Origin of the sequence: Nonomuraea africana, assembly GCF_014873535.1 — a bacterium.
Taxonomy (GTDB): Bacteria; Actinomycetota; Actinomycetes; order Streptosporangiales; family Streptosporangiaceae; genus Nonomuraea; species Nonomuraea africana.
This window is the reverse complement of sequence record NZ_JADBEF010000001.1, coordinates 5167187-5183011: the sequence shown is the minus strand read 5'-3', so window position 1 is coordinate 5183011 and position 15825 is coordinate 5167187. Positions and strand designations below refer to the sequence as shown.

Sequence of the window (15825 nt, the reverse complement as noted above, 5' to 3'; positions counted from 1 at the left end):
TCATCGAATGTTCTCTTTTCTGAGTCCGACTGCAAGTAGCCGCATCAAGGCCCGGCGCACCGGATGGACGCGCCGCATCAGGGTGGCCATCCTGGGCACGTTCGCGACCTCTCCTCTCAGCGCGGGCTCGACCAGCCGCCGCTGCATTACCGCCATGGGCGGCTCGCGCCTTTTCTGTACGGCACGCAGCAGGTGCTCCGGCATCGGCCCGCCGCTCTTGAGCGCGTCGCAGAGGATGTTGGCGGCTCCGACCGCGTCCTGGATGGCGTAGTTGACGCCCACACCGCCCATCGGGGACATCGCATGAGCGGTGTCGCCGATCAGCAGCAGGCCCTTGCCGTACCACCTGATGGCCCTGTTGACCTGCACGTCGAGGAAGCTCACGTCCTCCTTGCAGGAACGCAGCAGCGCTACGCGATCGGCGATCTCCGGTACGGCTCGCGCCACGCCGTCGCGGAAGGCCCCGATGCCGTCGGTGATCAGCTTCTCCCGCCTGTTCTTGTCGAAGACGTAGGCGAGCTGGATATAGGTCCGACGGTCGAATCCGACGATCCACTTGTACGGCGCGACCCGGTAGTAGAACTCCTCGACTTCAGGGTCCCGCCTGGGCAGGCGGAACCACGCCACGTCGAAGGGCGCGCCGATGTTCCGCACCGGCAGCCCGGCCCTTGCTCGCAACAGGGAGTCGCGGCCGTCGCAGGCCACCGTGAGGTCGGCCCGCAGCTCGTGCTCACCATCGCGGTCGCGGTAGCGCACCCCGCCCTCCGGCAGCGGATCGACGACCTCGGCCCGCATCTTCAGCGTGAAACCCGGATAGCGCTGGGCTTCCTCGGCGATGAGGTTGAGGAAGTCCCACTGCGGGGCGATGGCCACGAACGGGTAACGCAACCCCAGCTCGGTCAGCGAGCCGATCTGCAGGTCCTTGCCGAAGCCGACGTCCTGGAACTTCCCGTAAGGGATCTTGTGGAAGCGGTCATGCAGGCCGAGCTGGTCGAGCAGCTCCATGGTGGCCGGGTGGATGGTGTCGCCCCGGAAGTCGTGCAGGAAGTCCTCGTGCTTCTCCAGCACGGTGACTTCGATGCCCTGACGAGCCAGCAGCAGGCCCAGCATCAGTCCGGCCGGGCCGCCGCCGGAGATGGCGACGGTCATCTCGGGACCTCCTGGATGTGCTCGGGGCGGAAGCCGAAGGCGAGGAAGCGTCCGGCCGGTAGCGGGGGATGGCGGTGCGCTGGATCAGGAAGCGGGCCAGGGCGGGCAGCTGGCCGTCCTGGCGCTTGTCGTCGAAGGCTTGCCGCTGCAGGAATCCCTGCACCCGCTGGGTGAGGACGGTGGGCCACTTGCGGCGGTGCTCGACGGCGGGCAGGTGGGCGTCGTCGAGCGTGCCGTCCAAAGCGGGCGGGTCAGAATGTTGGCGGCGGCGATGGCGTCCTGGACGGCCAGGTTGATGCCCACCCCACCGACCGGCGACATCGCGTGCGCGGCGTCGCCGATGCACAGCAGCCCGGGCTGGTGCCAGGTGTGCAGCCGGTTGACCCGCACCTCCAGGAAGCCCATGGCCTCGAAGGAGGCCAGCTCGCCGGTGCGGTCGGTGAACATCGGGGCCACCTCGGCCACGTCCCGGCGGAAGGCCTCGATGCCCCTAGCCTTCCAGGCGTCGAAGCCGCCCTTGCCGATGAGGTAGCCGCACTGCCAGAACTCGCCGCGGTCGATGGCGACCATGCCGCGGCCGCGGGCCAGCTGGAAGATCAGATTCTCCTGGTCGTCGTGATGCCGGGTCAGGCGGAACCAGATCACGTCGATGGGCGCGCCGAGTTCGTGCACCCATCCCAGGCCGCCTGCCGTACCGCCGAATTCCGGCCGTCGGCCCCGATGACCAGATCCGCGCGGAACTCTCGGCCGTCCTCGCAGCGAATTCCGACGACCTTGCCGACCCGGCGGACGACGTCGCGCACCGGGGTGCTCAGGTGCAGGGTGAAGTTCGGATGGCGCTGGGCCTCCTCGGCGAGCAGGTTGAGGAAGTCCCACTGCGGCACGAAGGCGATGTACGGAAATTTCACCTTCATCCCGGCGAAAGCCTCGATGGGGGCGAGCCCGCCGCCCAGCGGCACGTTGAGCCTGGTGACCTTGCGATGGTCGAGCTGGTGGAAGCGCTCCGACAAGCCCAGCTGATCGAGCGCCTCCAAGGTGGAGGGATGCACGGTGTCGCCGCCGAAGTCGCGCAGGAAGTACTTGTGCTTCTCCAGCACGGTGACCTCGATCCCGGCACAGGCGAGCAGCAGGCCGAGCATCATCCCGGCCGGGCCACCGCCGGCTATCACCACGTTCATGCGCCCTCCCTCGGCTGCGGCAGCAGCGCCTGCGCGGCGGCCCAGGCTCGTGGCATGCCGAATTCGGCCACACCGCGCAGCAGGTCGCGCAGGGTCTCGTCGGTGGCTCCGGCCGACCTGGCCAGCTCGGCGTGCAGGCGCAGGGATGGGCCGAGCGTCTGGTAGAAGACGTCGACGACCAGGCAGGCGAGCGCGCGTTCGCGGATGCTGAGGTGGGGGCGGGTCCAGCGTTGGGCGAGCTGGTCCTCGGTGAAGGTGGCCAGGCCGGGGCCGATGTCCTCCAGGGCGCGTACGGCTCGCGCGAGCGGTCCGGTCGGCGGGGTGGGCTCGACAGGCTTGTCGTCCTGCGCCGCGGGCAGGCCGAGCTCGGTCAAGCGTTGGAAGGCGGTGACCACGATCGGGTAGCCCACGTACGGGGCCAGGTGCCGGTAGAGCTCGCGGATGGCCTCGGGCTCGACGCCGTTGGCCAGAGCCATCTGCACGTGCATCGCCAGCGGTAGGTCCAGGTGGGGGTGGCACAGGTCGGCGGTCAGGCAGATGAAGGCCTTCTCGCGCATGGTCAGATGGGCCAAGCCCCACAGGTTGTGGCCCGCGCCGACGGCGAGCTGGGCGAAGACGGGGTCGAGTGCGGTGAGGGCGTCGGCGCCGGCGAGTGGTGGCATGGTGGGGCTCCGTTCGGAATGGGATCAGGACAGGCCGAGGGCGCGCAGGCGTAGCCGGTCGAGGGTGTACTGGGGGACGATGCGGCCCAGGGTGCTCATCAGCCTGGATTTCTTGCCCACGGGGTAGCGGGAGCGGGGCTTGCGGGCGGTCAGGGCGTGCAGGACGGCGCGGGCGACGACGTCGGGGCTGGAGCCGGAGCGTTCCTCCTTGAGTCCGGTGGTGGTCATGGTGCGGTAGGCCTGGCCGTACAGCTGCCTGCCCTGTTCGCCGATGGCGGCCAGGCGGGGTTCGACCTCGCCTTCGAGCTTGTCGACGGCGGCGGTGTGGATGGATCCGGGTTCGATGAGGACCGCGCGGATGCCCCAGGGCTTGACCTCCATGCGCAGCGCGTCGTTGAGGGAGCGGATGGCGTGCTTGGAGGAGCACAGCGGGCCGCCGAAGGGCAGGGTGATCCAGCTGCCGACCGAGCCGACGGTGATCACGCGGCCGCGGGAGGCGCGCAGCCTGGGCAGCATGGCCTGGGTGACGGCCACCTGGCCGAAGACGTTGACCTCGTACTGCCAGCGCAGCGAGTCCAGGGAGACGAACTCCAGGGGTCCGGTGACGCCAATGCCGGCGTTGTTGACCAGGGCGTCGAGATGACCGATCCGCTCGGCGGCATCGGCGATCTGCCCGGCATCGGTGACATCCAGCTGGATGGGGGTGACGCTGGGGCCGAGGGCCTGGCCGTCGGCGTCCTTCCGTACGCCGGCGTAGACGGTGAAGCCCTCGCGGACCAGCAGCAGGGCGGTGGCACGGCCGATTCCGGTGGAGGCGCCGGTCACCAGGACGGTCTTCGACATTGTCTTGCTCCTCTCGGTGCTACCTGACCAGCAGCGGCTGAGCTGCCTGTTCGTCGGCTTTGAGCTGCCGGTTCTCCTTGATGAGGAGGTAGATCAGCAGTCCGCTCATGATGAGGTGCCCGCCGGCGGTGTACAGGCCGGGGAAGTAGCCGCCCTTGATGATCGGGAAGACGAAGTGGGCGATGCCGTTGAGCAGGCCCGCGCCCAGGGCGTACCACCACAGGAAGAAGTTGGCCACCCGGATCCGGTAAAGCGCGCCCGCGCCGGCGAAGAAGTACAGCGCGCCGAAACCGAAAACGAAGACGAGCAGAAACTCCTTCTCCGGCCAGTCACGAGGCGAGTCGAACAGCTCGACGATCTCGTGCGGGAAGCCGCCGGTGTACTCCTCGGCCATGTGGATGAGCTGGAAACCCACCGCGCACAGGTAGACGGCGATCACCCTCCTCGACTTCACCGGCCTGGCGTAACTGAAGGCCATCCAGCCGCTCCAGCCCAGCACGCTGGCCACCACGAGGACCACCGCGCCCTGGATGGGCAGCGTGAGCAAGGCCCAAGCGCAAAAGCCCAGGGCGAGGATCCCCATCACGATCGCCGAATAGGGTTCAGGTCGTTTGGTCATAGCCGGAACCCTAGGAAGATCACGGCGATGGCCGCCTCTGTCACGTGACTGATAAGCGTGCGGCGCATATCAGTCACCTGACGGAGGCGGGCTGCAGCAGCGGTTGCCTAGCGTTTTGATTCATGAAGGTGATCAATGGCGCGATCCGGCTTCTGGCTGTCGCATCGCTGCTGGTGCTGTCGCTGACCGTCCCGGCGAAGGCGCACGTCGTCCAGGCGGGAGCGGATCTGCGGGTGACGCAGACCTTCAGAGCGGGCGAGGTGACGCTCGTCATCGCGGGAGTCTCACAGGTACCGGCGCCGCTGCGGGTGAGCGCGCAAGCCGTACAGCCCACAAGGCTGGAGTTGGAGCTGCGCTCGCTGACCGACGCAAGCAGGTCGGCCGCTTCGGTGGGAGTCGGGCAGGATCCCGCCGCCTTGCGGGTTACCCACGCCGGCCTGCATGAGCTTCATGTGCGCGCCGGTGACGAGGTTTCGGTGATCCCGTTCCAGGTCCTGGTGCCTGCCAGCGCTCCTTGGACGATGGTGATGGACGGAGCCTTCCTGGTTACTGGGCTGCTGCTGGTGGGCGGCATACTCGCCAAAAGCAGGTCTCGGCTCCTCGTGAGCGGTGCGAGTGCTGCCGGAGCAGTCGCGGTCACCGTGATGCTGCTGTTGCCATACCTTCCGCCCGCCCAGCCGGAGGGCACCCCACCTCAACCCGAGTCCGGCAGGCCCTACGCGCAAGGCCGGTTCTCCACAATGCCCGCCCGGCCTGCCACGGGCACCGACTTCACGCTGACCCTACGCCTGACGGACGGCTCCACTGGACGGCCGGTGGACGACCTGGCCGTCCACCACGAGGCCCCGGCGCATCTCGTGGTCACCAGCCAGGACGGCGCGGTCTTCCGGCACGTGCACCCGTTGCGGACCGCGCCGGGTGTCCTGGCGGTACGGCTGAGCCTCCCGCGACCGGGCCGCTACCTCACCTACGCCGAGATCGAGCGGCAGCAGTCGGGCGGGCAGCTCCTCACCGGCACCTTCGAAGTCTCCGGTACGGCACAGCCGGACGCGCAGGAGAGCATCACACCCCGCCTCACCCCCGCCGCGCCGGTCGCCGGAAGCCCGGTGACCATCGAGGTCCGCGAGGAGGCGCCGATCCAGCCCTGGCTGGGCATGCCCGGCCACCTGGTCGTCCGGAGCCGCGACGGCGCCCACCTGGCGCACGCCCACGGGACGGCGGCCGGTCCTTCCGCACTGCACTTCACGCTCACGCTCCCCGAACCGGGCCGCTACCTGGCCTGGGTCCAGTACGCCGCCGGAGGCCGCCTCATCACCAGGCCCTTCACCATGGACGTGGAACGATGAAGTACGCGGGCGTCTGCCTGCTCATCGCGGGTGTGCTGTTCGCCGTCACCTCGCGCTGGTTCGGCGGCAGCCCCGAGAGCGTGCATGCGGCAGGCACGCACTACACCGTCACCGTCATGGCGGCCGATCGTGTCGAGGTGCGGGTGACCTCGGGCAAGGCCGACACGGTCACACTGGCGGCGGCCATGCCCGGCATGGGCCACGCGCTGCCGCCGGTCGGCACCGTCCAGCCCGACCCCGGCCGCTTCGTCGCCACACAGGACGTGTTCACCATGGACGGCGTGTGGGAGGTGACGATCACGGTATCCGGTGATCAGGGTGAGGAACTGATCACAGTCAGCCTGCTGGTGTGACAGGGACAGGATCAGTCAAGTGACGGAGGCGGCGAAAGGAGAGCCCGGATTAGCGTTGGCGATATGAAGTTGATCAACGATCATCTGGCGGTCAAGGCCCGCGCGCTGCCTAAGAGGGCATCTGATCTTGGTTCATAATGATCTGTCCGTATCGGGGCTGCAGTCGAGTCTGGCCTTCCCCTTCTAGCGTGGAGACCTGACCTAAGGAGAAGGTTGGGTCGTGGGAGAGACCAGACGCAGGTTCGATCCGGAGTTCCGGGCGGGTGCGGTGCGCATCGTGCGGGAGACAGGAAAGCCGATCGCGCAGGTCGCTAAGGATCTGGGCATCAACGCGGGCACGCTGGCCAACTGGGTGCAGATGGACCGGCTGGCCCGCGAGCAGGACACCAACGGTGGTGAGCTGGCCGAGTCGGAGCGGGAGGAACTCGCCAGACTGCGCAGGCAGCGGACCGAATGGGCCAAGGAACGCGCCGAGCTCGAGATGGAGCGGGATGACGCCCCTATGCTTGTCAAGCCGCAGCGGACGGAGTACGCGCAGGTGAGAGTGCTTCTGTGATGATCGGGAAGACTTCGCGGGCGACGTAGCGCTTGAGGCAGCGGATGATCTCTTTCTTGGATTTGCCCTCGCTAGTGCGGCGTTCGGCGTAGGCACGGGTGCGCGCATCACGGCCGAGGCGGGTCACGACGATGGTGTAGAGGGCGCTGTTGCTGCGCCGGTCGCCGCCGCGGTTGAGCCGGTGCCGGACGGTCTTGCCGGAGGAGGCCTCGATCGGGTTGACACCTCACAAGGCGGCGAAGGCGGCTTCGCTGGCGAGCCGGTCAGGGTTGTCACCCGCGGTGATGAGCAGCGCTGCGGCGGTGTCCGCCCGCGACGTCATCGCCGATGGCACGCGGTCCAGATCGCGGTAGGCACGCCCCCGACGCAATGGGATCGGTGCGGTGCTCGGGGTCGTGTAGGTAGCAGGCGCAGTCGGTCTCCTGCCCGTCGCGCACCTCTCCGGTGGGGTCGATGACGCGGTGCGTGGGGGGCTCGGCGCACGGGGCGATGTCGCGGCTATAGCCCCGCGTGCGGCCGCACCCCGGCGCACGGCAGCGGGTGGTGCCCCGGTCGCCAAGTGGCGGCAGGCCGGGTTGCCCCTCCGGTCAGTGCCCGGCCATGTGTCAGAGTGCAGCATGCGCAAGTACGTCATCATGGGCGTCCAGGGCAGCGGCAAGGGAACCCAGAGCACTCTGCTCGCCCGCGACCTCGATCTGGCACACATCAGCGTCGGCGACATCTTCCGATGGCACGTGCAAAGCCACACCAAGCTCGGGGCTCAGGCCCGGCGCGTGATGGCCGCCGGGGAGCTCGTCGGCGACGACCTGGTGGAGAAGGTCGTGCGTGACCGGCTGGAACAGCACGACTGGAACTACGGGTTCATCATCGACGGTTTCCCGCGCAACCGCCGCCAGGCCGAGTTCTTCCTGGAGAGCTACGACATCGACGGCGTCGTGCACCTCGACCTGCCCGAGGAGGAGGTACGGCGGCGCGTCCTGGCCCGCCGCCTGTGTGCCCGCTGCGGCATGGACTACAACCTCATCGCCCATCGCCCCAAGGAGAGCGACCGGTGCGACGTGTGCGGCGGCGAGCTCGTGCCCCGGGAGGACGACACGCCCGAGGCGCTCGCCAGCCGGCTGCGCGACTACCACGACAAGACGAACCCAGTCCTGGACCTGTTCCGCCGCAAGGAGTACGTCGTCACCGTCGACGCCAGGCCCGAGAAAGTCTCGGTGCAGCGCGAGATCCGCGCGCGTCTGGGGCTTCCGCCGTACGAGCCGTGATCACGCGCCCGCACACCTGGCCGGCCTGTTCGGCCACGGCGGCGCCGCCGGCTCCTTCGCCCATCCGCTCTCCCACACGATCGGCTGGGCCGACCCGCAGGGCGCCACCACAGGCTGGCCCGCATAACGGCCGACCGCATGGACATATCTACGGATCGACATTCTCCAGATTCGGGACGGGCGCCACGGCCTGAGCCGGATTTGCTGCGTCCGCGGCTGGGTGCGGCCCGGCGCCGCCGACCGGCTGCTGGGCCAGGAGCTGCGGGAACGAGCGCGCCCGAGGAGGTGGTCGTCGCTACCAAGGGCGGGCTGCGCTTGGAAGGCGACTGCCTGGTACGCGACGCAGGCAGGCGGTTGCTGTGCGAGGGAGTGGAGTACAGCCTGCACGCCCTGGGGACCGACTACATCGACCTGTACCAGGTGCACTGGCCCGACCCGCACACCCCGCCGGAGGAGACCGCTGGGGCGCTGGCGGAGATGGTCACGGAGGGAAGGATCCTCCACGTGGGCGTGTCGAACTACGACGTCCCGCAGATGCGCGAGCTGGGATGATTCAGCCGCGTGGAGACGCTCCAGCCGCCCCGCCACCCGTTCCACCGGGGCATCGAGGAGGCGATCCTGCCCTATGCGGCCGAGCACGATATTGGCGTGCTGGTCTACGGTCCGTTGGCACACGGCCTGCTGTCCGGCACGACCGACTCCACCGTCTTCGACGCCGACGACCAGCTCGTGGACGAACTCGCCACCGACGCCGACATCGTCGACGAAGCAGGTGCCCTCGCCCTGTCCGCCCACACCCTGCGGCACACCCTGGCCACCAACCTGCTCCGCGCCGGCGTCGACATTGCCATCGTCGCCGAGCTACTCGGCCACGCCCGACTCGACACGACCCGCCGCTACACCCTTCCCACCCACACCGACCTCGAAGACGACGTCAGCCACCTTCCTACCGACCAGTCGGGGCACCGCTGAGCGGAGTAGCGGCATAGGCGCGCAGGTCGTCATGGACGGCATCAGCGTCCCAGGAGGCGGCACGCAGTAGGCGTTGCATGGCCTGCGGCCGGTTCACGACGGGGTAGACGACCGCGGCCGGTTGACGGTGAGGTAGGCGACCGCGGCCTGAAGCAAAGCAGGGCGGTCCAGTCGTTGAGGCGCAGGCCCAGGAGGTGAGGGGAGGGGCCGATACGGAGCCATTCGATCCAGGCGCGACCAGCGGTGCAGGCGGCGGCGCAGACCGCGAACGTCCGGCCATCGGCGGTGGTGTTCCCGTCCAGAAGATCGTCGCCGTGCGGCACGACAAGGCAGGGCTGACCGGCTTCGCGGGCTCGATCGGCGGGGGAGGGCTGCTGCTGTCGCTGGCATCGGTGGCCATCGTCCGAGGACGACGCACTCCCAAGGTGGACGTTGAGGTTGCCACGCAGGAACAGGAGGGAAGCCTGTAGCGCTCCGAGACTCATCACGTGGAGCTTGACCTGCCCGGTGATTCACAATCGGTCCCAGAACTGTGGGTCAAGGGCGTGTGGTTGCACGGCGGTTGCTCGCATGTCTGCGACACGACCCAGCACGCACGGTCACAGTCCGGCACGACGGCATGGACAATCGCGGGCAGAGTGACAGAACGTGGCACCGCGCGGCAGCAAACGGCATTGATCAAGCCAACTCATAATCCGTGGGTCGTGGGTTCAAGTCCCACCCGCCCTACTTCTCACTGCCAGCGGAAACCCCCGCTTGAACTGCACTGATGTGGCACAGCGGGGGTTTCGTGTGTCCGGCTGTCTATGGCTCTCACTGATCGTTTGCGGGGATCTGCGCCCAATGCTTGCCCACGATTCCGGGCATACTCCGGATCATGGATCAGTGTCATTGTTGAGTGCATCGTCTATGCGCCGCTTGGCGGCCTCATCCTGACCGACGATGCACTTGGCGTAGATCCTGAGCAAGACTTCCACGCTATGACCTGCCCACTCGGCCACCTGCGTGGCGGGCACGCCTGCGTTGAGCCAGGTCGAGACGCACGCGTGGCGCAGGTCGTAGACACGCTTGATGAAGCCAAATCCTCATCTTCTTGACCAGGCGCTTATTCGCTTGGGCGCAGATCCGTCGTCCGCCCTACTGGTTGGGGACTCAGTGACGGATGTCGAGGCATCCAAGCTCGCTGGAGTGATCGCGGTCGGCTATGCCAACCGGCCGGGGAAGGACGAGCGGCTTGCCAACGCTGGTGCTGATCTCATCATTACCAGTATGGAGGAGCTGATAGCACCACTAACGCAAGGCTGAAGAGAATCGCCTTTGTGAGGCTGTACATTTCTGCGCCTAGGTGCCCGTCTGTGATGCGTCCTGACGCCCCGTTCCGGGACAGACGAGCACGGACCGAGCACGGCTGGCCTACCCGTTCGGGATTCGACCGGGGTCGTTGGGTGTCGGTGGGGTCGGCTCTGGGAGGCGGTCCACATAGGCGGACGCATCAACTTGGTATGCGGCACCTACGGATTATGAGAGTCCTGGGTAAGTGTCGCTCGCTGCCGGCACGTGCCGCTTTCTATCGTTCTGCCCGCGATTACCTCCACCCTCATGTCGGCGCACATGCCGCTTGAACTGCGTGGATGGGGTTTTCGGCAGGCGCAGTGACCGAGATCGTAGTGCTGAGCACCGGGCTGAGCATCGGGTCATCAGCCCGAGTACGTTCACCGTGCTCGTGCTCATGGCGTTGATCGCCACGAGATGACCGTGCCGCTGTTCCGCCGCCTGGGACTGATGTGATTTGCGTCACTTTGAAGGGGTTATCGTCCCGCTGCTGATGCCGTGACCAGCGCCTACTTCCCTGTAGGTCAAGCCGCGCCTGCGTAATCGTCATGTCGGGATTGTCAAGGCCTAGTTGAAAGATCCAGATTCCGATACAACTGCGCCTGTCTTTATATACGGCTTATGGCGCTCACCAGGGTCGACACGGGGCTTTCTTCTTTACGAATTGCGAGGCGTGGCGATGCTGCGTGCACGGGGTCGTGAGAGTGCGTTAAGCGAGCTAATGCCCCTTTCGTCGTTGCGGTTGGTTGGATGAGGTCTGCTGGTCGGTCAGCCGCCGTTCGGCCTACGGGCGCGGCTGGCGCGGACACCGGACCGCTCGTGAGCAGGTTCTCTGCGTATACCGCGACTGAGCTGGCCACGGTCGGCCCGGTGTCCGCGGCGGCGGGCTTCACGCCGTAGGGCTTTACACGGATACCTACTGTCGGAGGTCCTGTCGAAGGTCGGTCGTCGCGGGACCGGCTGGGACGGCGGGGGTTCGAGGCCAGGTCCAGGCGGAGCGCAGGATGAAGGCCAGGAGCAGCACCTCGATTCCGATGGAGAGGCCGTAGAAGGGGGCCCAGTCCCAGGACTCCCCTGCCGCGTTGACCGCCGAGTAGGGGATGTAGAGCAATGCAACGACGAGGTTCGTGGCGCGGTTCACCCGGGCGGGCAGCGTCATGGAGAGCATCACCATCAGGGCCGGGATCGCCACGGACGCGAGCATCATGGTCAACAACGTCGGGCTGATGTCGAACTCAAAGACGACGCCGGCGCGGAGGTTGTCGATGACGCCGGGCTTGTGGAGGTGGAAGTAGTCGACGTAGATGTAGAGGAACATGAAGCTGGTCCACGCGGCGGCGAGCTTGGCCTGCACGGGGACCGGCGGGTTGTCGAGCAGGTTCGGGGTTTTCGTTCGGATGGTCATCGGTTCTTCTTTCGAGAGGAGCGGTCCCTCCGCCGGAGTGGCGGCAGGGATGTACCGAGGCCGCGCCCACCTGGACGAGCACATCGCCTCGACCGGGCAGCGGTAGCCCGGACCTCGGACGACTCGAGCGCTGAGGGCAGGCCGTAGCGGTGCTGGTCGGCGGCCCGCATCGTCGTCGCCCCGGCCGGACTCGCCCCCGGCACCAGGCGTGCTCCGGCACTCGATCGCTGTTCGATTCCCACAGAAGCCTCCTCACGTCCGAGCTACGACTCTCGCTGGTTCGTACATCGTACGTCGTACGCTGTACTACGATCGTACGCTGTACCATGACCGTACGCTGGACGATTGTCAAGCCGTTCGAGGGAGCGAGGAGACCCGTTGTCTGCGAGGGAACGACGCCAGGTCGCGTCAGATGCGGGGCTGAGCAAGAAGCGGGTGGTGGTCGAGGCGGTCCGGCTCGCCGACCGCGAGGGGGTCGGCGAGCTGAGCATGCGCCGGCTGGCTCGCGCGCTCGGCGCGGGCGCGATGTCGCTCTACTACTACGTGGCGAGCAAGGAGGAGTTGCTGGACGCCATGATCGACGTCGTGTTCGAGGAGATCGAGCTCCCGCCTGAAGAGACCGACTGGCAGTCAGCGATGCGACGTCGGGCGGTATCCGCCCGACAGGTTCTCGCACGCCACCCGTGGGCGATCGGCCTGATGGAGTCGCGGACATCGCCGGGGCCCTCGAACCTCCGCCACCGCGAAGCGGTCACCGCCTGCCTGCGGAGGGCTGGCTTCCCGGTCTTGATGGCGACGCACGCCAACTGGTTGCTCGACAGCTACGTCTACGGTTTCGCCCTGCAGGAAGCCAGCCTGCCGTTCGACACCGCCGATGAGTTCGCGGACATGGCCGAGGATGTCTTCCTGCCCCAGCTTCCTCCTGACGAGTTCCCCTACCTCAACGAGTCCGCCGCGGTGCTCGTCGCTGCCGGCTTCGACCCGGCGGAGGAGTTCATTTTCGGCCTCAACCTCGTCCTAGCCGCCCTCGAGCCCCTGAGAGTGCCTACGTGAGCCTCCATCCGTGATGTCGTTATGTGATCGTGTGGATTTGTGGTGTTACCGCCAGTCTGCGGGTCCAGTTGTGCTGGGATGGCGCGGTGACTGAGCGCCAGCCGTACCCGAGCGACTTAACCGACGCTCAGTGGGCGTTGATCGAACCGGTCCTCACGGCATGGAAGGCCGCGCACCCCTCGGTCAGCGGCCACGAAGGCAACTATGCGCTGCGGGAGATCGTCAACGCGATCCGCTACCAGGGACGAACCGGCGTCCAATGGGACTATCTTCCCCATGACCTGCCGCCCAAGGGCGCGACGTACTACTACTTCGCCAAATGGCGCGACGACGGCACCGACAAGACGATCCACGACCTGTTGCGCTGGCATCTGCGCGAGCAGAAGAAGCGATTAGCCGACCCGAGCCTGGTCGTGCTGGACACCCAAAGCGTCCACGTCGCGGCCGGGGTTCCCGCCGAAACGACCGGCCGGGACGTCGCCAAGAAGGTGCCGGGCCGCAAACGAGGCCTGGCCGTAGACGTGCTGGGGCTGGTCATCGCGGTCGTCGTGCTCGCGGCCTCAGCTCACGAGAACGCCGCCGGGATCGCCCTGCTGGACCGGGTCGCCGCCGTCACCGAGGGAACCGTGACCAAGGCGCTGGTCGACCAGGGATTCAAGAACGCGGTCGTCGCCCATGGCGCCAGCCTGGGGATCGCCGTGGACATCGTCGAACGCAACCCCGCCGACAAAGGCTTCGTGCCCCAGCCGAAACGATGGGTCGTCGAGCAGACCTACGGGATCTTGATGTTCCACCGGCGCCTGGTCCGCGACTATGAACATCTCCCATCGAGTTCCGAATCACGGGTGTACTGGGCGATGACGGACGTGATGTCCCGGCGTCTGACCCCTTCGACGCCGTCCTGGCGGTGGACATGACCAGGCCCGATGCCCGCCCGCCCGATCCCGGAACCTGGCTTCTGGACCGCCTCGATACCCGCGAACAGGCCCTGACCCGCCAGATCGAGCAGACCCAGACCGACATCGACTCCCTGACCGCGCGGCTCAGTGAACTCAGCCAGGAGGCCGAGCATCTGCGGATCAGCCGCAAGACGCTCCTGTCCCTCGCTGAAGCGGACCCCGCTCCGGCCGAACCGGACGCGCCGCCGCTGGTCGGCTTCGATCATCCCGACTACCAGCAGATCCTCACCGTCTTCAGCGAGACCGGCGGCTCGCTGCGCGCCCGCGACCTGGCTCTGGCGATGGACCTGCCCCTGACGCCCAACGGCATCCAAAACGTCCGCGCCAAGCTCAAACGCCTGACCAGCCGCGGCATCCTCATCGAAACCGAGCCCGGCTTGTTCACTCAGCCGTGACGACAGACCGAGCGGCGACCCATCGACCAGCAGACCTCATCCAACCGCAACGACGAAAAGGGCGTCAGCTCACCTAACGCACTCTGAGAGCGTGCTGGGCCGGAGCCACTTCGGGCTCGGCCGAAGCGGTCCCTCACGTTGGATAGCCGGTACGGCTGCCGCCGTGGTGATTGCGCTCTTGCCCAGCTTCCTCGCGCTGGAAGCCATGGCGGTCACCGCCGACCCCACTCCGGCGCGGCTGGACATCCCGAGGTCACCGATTTCTGGCTCCTCGACGGCCGTTCCGAGCCAGAGTTCGGGCTCAGCCAACGGACTTCCTCACCTCGTGGATTCGGCGACAACGCAGCCTGACGGCGTAGGGAAGCCCGGCGACAGCAAGCGGCCGAAGGGCTCGCTGCCACTGGAGAAGATGCCTAGCGTGAGCGACAAGCCAGCGACCAACGAACTGAACTCTCCGCCTCCGTTGTCTTGGGAAGCGCAATCCGGCGATTCCCAGGCTCCTGGGGTGCGAGCGCAAACTGCGGGGCTCAGCAGAGTCTCCGCACTGAGCAGCAACGCGTCCTTCCGGCGTAGCGCAGGCGATGCTCGATCCGCCTCATCCCTACCCGTGGTGTCGGAGCTGTCGGCTTACCCGGGGCAGTCGGTGTCGGGGTTGTGGACGTTGCCGTCGACTCAGCCGTCGTTCATCGCCTATGGCGTTGATCCGGAGGGGCGGCAGTTGCGGCTGGAGGCGCAGGTTGAGCATGATCCGTCGGCTGCTGGGCAGGGTGCGGGGCTGATCTGGTCCGCTTCTAGTGCTTTGTCGACGTCGGGTTGTTCGACGTCGAGTAGGTGTTGGTTGCAGACGCCGGTGGTGTCGTCGGGCAAGTTGCAGGATGGGTGACTGGTCCGCTGGCGGGTGCGCACTTCCACTTCGTCTGGGGTGGCGGGTCCGTGGTCGGAGTGGCAGGCAGCCACGGTCGAGGTGAGCGGGACCGCGGGAAACGGCCTGGGTGCGGTGCCGGCTACGCGTGGTGCTGATTCCTGGACGCTTGCTTCGGTCACGCCGTGGCTGTATGCGAAGGTCAGCGATGCCGGTGGGTCGAAGCTGGTGCTGGGCGCGGAGATCGAGCACGACCCGGCCGCCACCGGACAGGGCACGGGCGTGATCTGGTCCGGCAAGGGGAGCGGACCTTCGACGAGCTGAACCGGCTCGTCAAGCAGGTCGGCTCAGGCGCGGAGGCGGAGACCGAGGCCAAGGCGTTCGGCTACGACCTGGCCGGACGAGTGATCGCCGCCAACGACCTGACCTTCACGCTGAACGACCGCGGTTTGCTACTGAAGACCAGCAGCGCGGCCACCGGCGACCAGAGTGTCTACGCCTACGACGCCAACAAGCGGCTGGTCGAGCGCATCGACGGCACCGGCACCTCCACCTTCGGCTGGGACGACGCCGATCGGCTCACGCAGTCGGTGGACCCAGTGTCGGCCACGACCATCGGCTACAGCTCCGACAAGGCGAACCGCCTGGTCGGGATGTCATACGGAGCTAACGGCGCTCGCCGTACGTATGACTACGACGGTCTGAACCGGCTCACCAAGGACATGTTGACCACCCCGGCCGCGGCGCCGATCGCGTCCATCGAGTACGGCTACGACCTGGACGACAACATGACGTCCAAGACCACCGCCGGAACTGCAGGCGCGGGCAAGAACACCTACACCAACCGGCTCACCTCCTGAACCGGGCCCGACGGGG

General features: G+C 67.2%; 19 protein-coding genes and 3 pseudogenes. 13 read left to right on the top strand and 9 right to left on the bottom strand.

The window, feature by feature from the left end; genetic code table 11:
- The 6 genes from H4W81_RS24545 to H4W81_RS24525 all read right to left on the bottom strand — a co-directional run bounded on the left by H4W81_RS24545 (window position 1) and on the right by H4W81_RS24525 (window position 4379).
- Entirely contained in the window at window positions 1-1149 is a 1149-nt protein-coding gene (locus H4W81_RS24545; RefSeq protein WP_192776962.1) for an FAD-dependent oxidoreductase, read from the bottom strand.
- An 84-nt stretch (window positions 1150-1233) separates the two neighbouring features.
- Window positions 1234-1821, bottom strand: coding sequence for an FAD-dependent monooxygenase (locus H4W81_RS49460; RefSeq protein WP_318781933.1), 588 nt, complete (start codon window positions 1819-1821; stop codon window positions 1234-1236).
- Window positions 1791-2327 (bottom strand): FAD-dependent monooxygenase, encoded by a 537-nt coding sequence (locus tag H4W81_RS47600; protein ID WP_225958780.1) that lies wholly within the window; start codon window positions 2325-2327, stop codon window positions 1791-1793. The genes H4W81_RS49460 and H4W81_RS47600 overlap by 31 nt, the downstream gene beginning before the upstream one ends.
- Complete coding sequence (locus tag H4W81_RS24535) at window positions 2324-2989, bottom strand: carboxymuconolactone decarboxylase family protein (protein WP_192776961.1); 666 nt, start codon at window positions 2987-2989, stop codon at window positions 2324-2326. Before H4W81_RS24535 ends, H4W81_RS47600 begins: the two co-directional genes overlap by 4 nt.
- A 24-nt stretch (window positions 2990-3013) precedes the next feature.
- Window positions 3014-3832: an SDR family oxidoreductase gene (locus H4W81_RS24530; protein ID WP_192776960.1), complete on the bottom strand. Its 819-nt coding sequence runs from the start codon at window positions 3830-3832 to the stop codon at window positions 3014-3016.
- A gap of 19 nt (window positions 3833-3851) precedes the next feature.
- A complete protein-coding gene (locus H4W81_RS24525) occupies window positions 3852-4379 on the bottom strand; it encodes an HXXEE domain-containing protein (RefSeq protein ID WP_192776959.1) in 528 nt (175 codons plus the stop codon).
- A 194-nt stretch (window positions 4380-4573) separates the two neighbouring features.
- Between H4W81_RS24525 and H4W81_RS24520 the strand changes: the two genes are divergently transcribed.
- The 3 genes from H4W81_RS24520 (at window position 4574) to H4W81_RS24510 (ending at window position 6706) form a co-directional block, all read left to right on the top strand.
- Entirely contained in the window at window positions 4574-5797 is a 1224-nt protein-coding gene (locus H4W81_RS24520; RefSeq protein WP_192776958.1) for a hypothetical protein, read from the top strand.
- Window positions 5794-6150 carry a hypothetical protein gene (locus H4W81_RS24515; RefSeq protein WP_192776957.1) on the top strand — a complete coding sequence of 119 codons (357 nt, stop codon included), beginning with the start codon at window positions 5794-5796 and terminating at the stop codon, window positions 6148-6150. Before H4W81_RS24520 ends, H4W81_RS24515 begins: the two co-directional genes overlap by 4 nt.
- Window positions 6151-6370: 220 nt before the next feature.
- A complete protein-coding gene (locus tag H4W81_RS24510) occupies window positions 6371-6706 on the top strand; it encodes a transposase (protein ID WP_318781932.1) in 336 nt (111 codons plus the stop codon).
- On the opposite strand, the pseudogene H4W81_RS24505 reads toward H4W81_RS24510, so the two are convergent.
- Window positions 6660-7007: pseudogene (locus tag H4W81_RS24505) on the bottom strand (transposase); the annotation flags it as partial. The gene H4W81_RS24510 and the pseudogene H4W81_RS24505 overlap by 47 nt on opposite strands.
- Before the next feature lie 316 nt (window positions 7008-7323).
- Between H4W81_RS24505 and H4W81_RS24500 the strand changes: the two are divergent.
- The 4 genes and pseudogenes from H4W81_RS24500 to H4W81_RS24490 all read left to right on the top strand — a co-directional run bounded on the left by H4W81_RS24500 (window position 7324) and on the right by H4W81_RS24490 (window position 9413).
- Window positions 7324-7971, top strand: a complete 648-nt coding sequence (locus H4W81_RS24500; RefSeq protein WP_192776956.1) for an adenylate kinase family protein — start codon at window positions 7324-7326, stop codon at window positions 7969-7971.
- Between the two features lie 138 nt (window positions 7972-8109).
- Window positions 8110-8667: pseudogene (locus tag H4W81_RS50340) on the top strand (aldo/keto reductase); the annotation flags it as partial.
- A gap of 33 nt (window positions 8668-8700) precedes the next feature.
- Window positions 8701-8943: a site-specific integrase gene (locus H4W81_RS50335; protein ID WP_358529536.1), complete on the top strand. Its 243-nt coding sequence runs from the start codon at window positions 8701-8703 to the stop codon at window positions 8941-8943.
- Window positions 8944-9257: 314 nt separating this feature from the next.
- Window positions 9258-9413, top strand: a complete 156-nt coding sequence (locus H4W81_RS24490) for a hypothetical protein (protein WP_192776955.1) — start codon at window positions 9258-9260, stop codon at window positions 9411-9413.
- Between the two features lie 405 nt (window positions 9414-9818).
- Here H4W81_RS24490 and H4W81_RS47585 read toward each other — a convergent pair.
- Window positions 9819-10013, bottom strand: a pseudogene (locus H4W81_RS47585) (tyrosine-type recombinase/integrase); the annotation flags it as partial.
- 1 nt (window position 10014) lies between these two features.
- On the opposite strand from H4W81_RS47585, the gene H4W81_RS24485 reads away from it, so the two are divergent.
- Entirely contained in the window at window positions 10015-10248 is a 234-nt protein-coding gene (locus H4W81_RS24485; protein ID WP_192776954.1) for an HAD family hydrolase, read from the top strand.
- A 943-nt stretch (window positions 10249-11191) separates the two neighbouring features.
- Here the strand turns inward: H4W81_RS24485 and H4W81_RS24480 are convergent.
- Window positions 11192-11680 carry a DUF6326 family protein gene (locus H4W81_RS24480; RefSeq protein ID WP_192776953.1) on the bottom strand — a complete coding sequence of 163 codons (489 nt, stop codon included), beginning with the start codon at window positions 11678-11680 and terminating at the stop codon, window positions 11192-11194.
- Window positions 11681-12118: 438 nt separating this feature from the next.
- Here H4W81_RS24480 and H4W81_RS24475 point away from each other — a divergent pair, with 438 nt between their 5' ends.
- From H4W81_RS24475 to H4W81_RS49450, 5 genes are all read left to right on the top strand, one after another.
- Window positions 12119-12733, top strand: a complete 615-nt coding sequence (locus tag H4W81_RS24475; RefSeq protein ID WP_318781929.1) for a TetR/AcrR family transcriptional regulator C-terminal domain-containing protein — start codon at window positions 12119-12121, stop codon at window positions 12731-12733.
- A 23-nt stretch (window positions 12734-12756) separates the two neighbouring features.
- Window positions 12757-13650, top strand: a complete 894-nt coding sequence (locus tag H4W81_RS24470) for an IS5 family transposase (RefSeq protein ID WP_318781928.1) — start codon at window positions 12757-12759, stop codon at window positions 13648-13650.
- Complete coding sequence (locus tag H4W81_RS24465) at window positions 13647-14087, top strand: hypothetical protein (RefSeq protein ID WP_192776951.1); 441 nt, start codon at window positions 13647-13649, stop codon at window positions 14085-14087. The genes H4W81_RS24470 and H4W81_RS24465 overlap by 4 nt, the downstream gene beginning before the upstream one ends.
- 163 nt (window positions 14088-14250) lie before the next feature.
- Entirely contained in the window at window positions 14251-14970 is a 720-nt protein-coding gene (locus H4W81_RS24460; protein ID WP_192776950.1) for a hypothetical protein, read from the top strand.
- Between the two features lie 164 nt (window positions 14971-15134).
- Entirely contained in the window at window positions 15135-15809 is a 675-nt protein-coding gene (locus H4W81_RS49450) for a hypothetical protein (protein WP_192776949.1), read from the top strand.
- Window positions 15810-15825 lie beyond the last annotated feature (16 nt).

What these genes read in the sequence shown, in the direction of transcription:
- H4W81_RS47600 (WP_225958780.1), bottom strand. Translation starts at nt 2,327, where the DNA reads ATGAACGTGGTGATAGCCGGCGGTGGCCCGGCCGGGATGATGCTCGGC.
- H4W81_RS24530 (WP_192776960.1), bottom strand. Translation starts at nt 3,832, where the DNA reads ATGTCGAAGACCGTCCTGGTGACCGGCGCCTCCACCGGAATCGGCCGT.
- H4W81_RS24515 (WP_192776957.1), top strand. Translation starts at nt 5,794, where the DNA reads ATGAAGTACGCGGGCGTCTGCCTGCTCATCGCGGGTGTGCTGTTCGCC.
- H4W81_RS24485 (WP_192776954.1), top strand. Translation starts at nt 10,015, where the DNA reads ATGAAGCCAAATCCTCATCTTCTTGACCAGGCGCTTATTCGCTTGGGC.
- H4W81_RS24535 (WP_192776961.1), bottom strand. Translation starts at nt 2,989, where the DNA reads ATGCCACCACTCGCCGGCGCCGACGCCCTCACCGCACTCGACCCCGTC.
- H4W81_RS24520 (WP_192776958.1), top strand. Translation starts at nt 4,574, where the DNA reads ATGAAGGTGATCAATGGCGCGATCCGGCTTCTGGCTGTCGCATCGCTG.
- H4W81_RS24465 (WP_192776951.1), top strand. Translation starts at nt 13,647, where the DNA reads ATGACCAGGCCCGATGCCCGCCCGCCCGATCCCGGAACCTGGCTTCTG.
- H4W81_RS24545 (WP_192776962.1), bottom strand. Translation starts at nt 1,149, where the DNA reads ATGACCGTCGCCATCTCCGGCGGCGGCCCGGCCGGACTGATGCTGGGC.
- H4W81_RS24480 (WP_192776953.1), bottom strand. Translation starts at nt 11,680, where the DNA reads ATGACCATCCGAACGAAAACCCCGAACCTGCTCGACAACCCGCCGGTC.
- H4W81_RS24500 (WP_192776956.1), top strand. Translation starts at nt 7,324, where the DNA reads ATGCGCAAGTACGTCATCATGGGCGTCCAGGGCAGCGGCAAGGGAACC.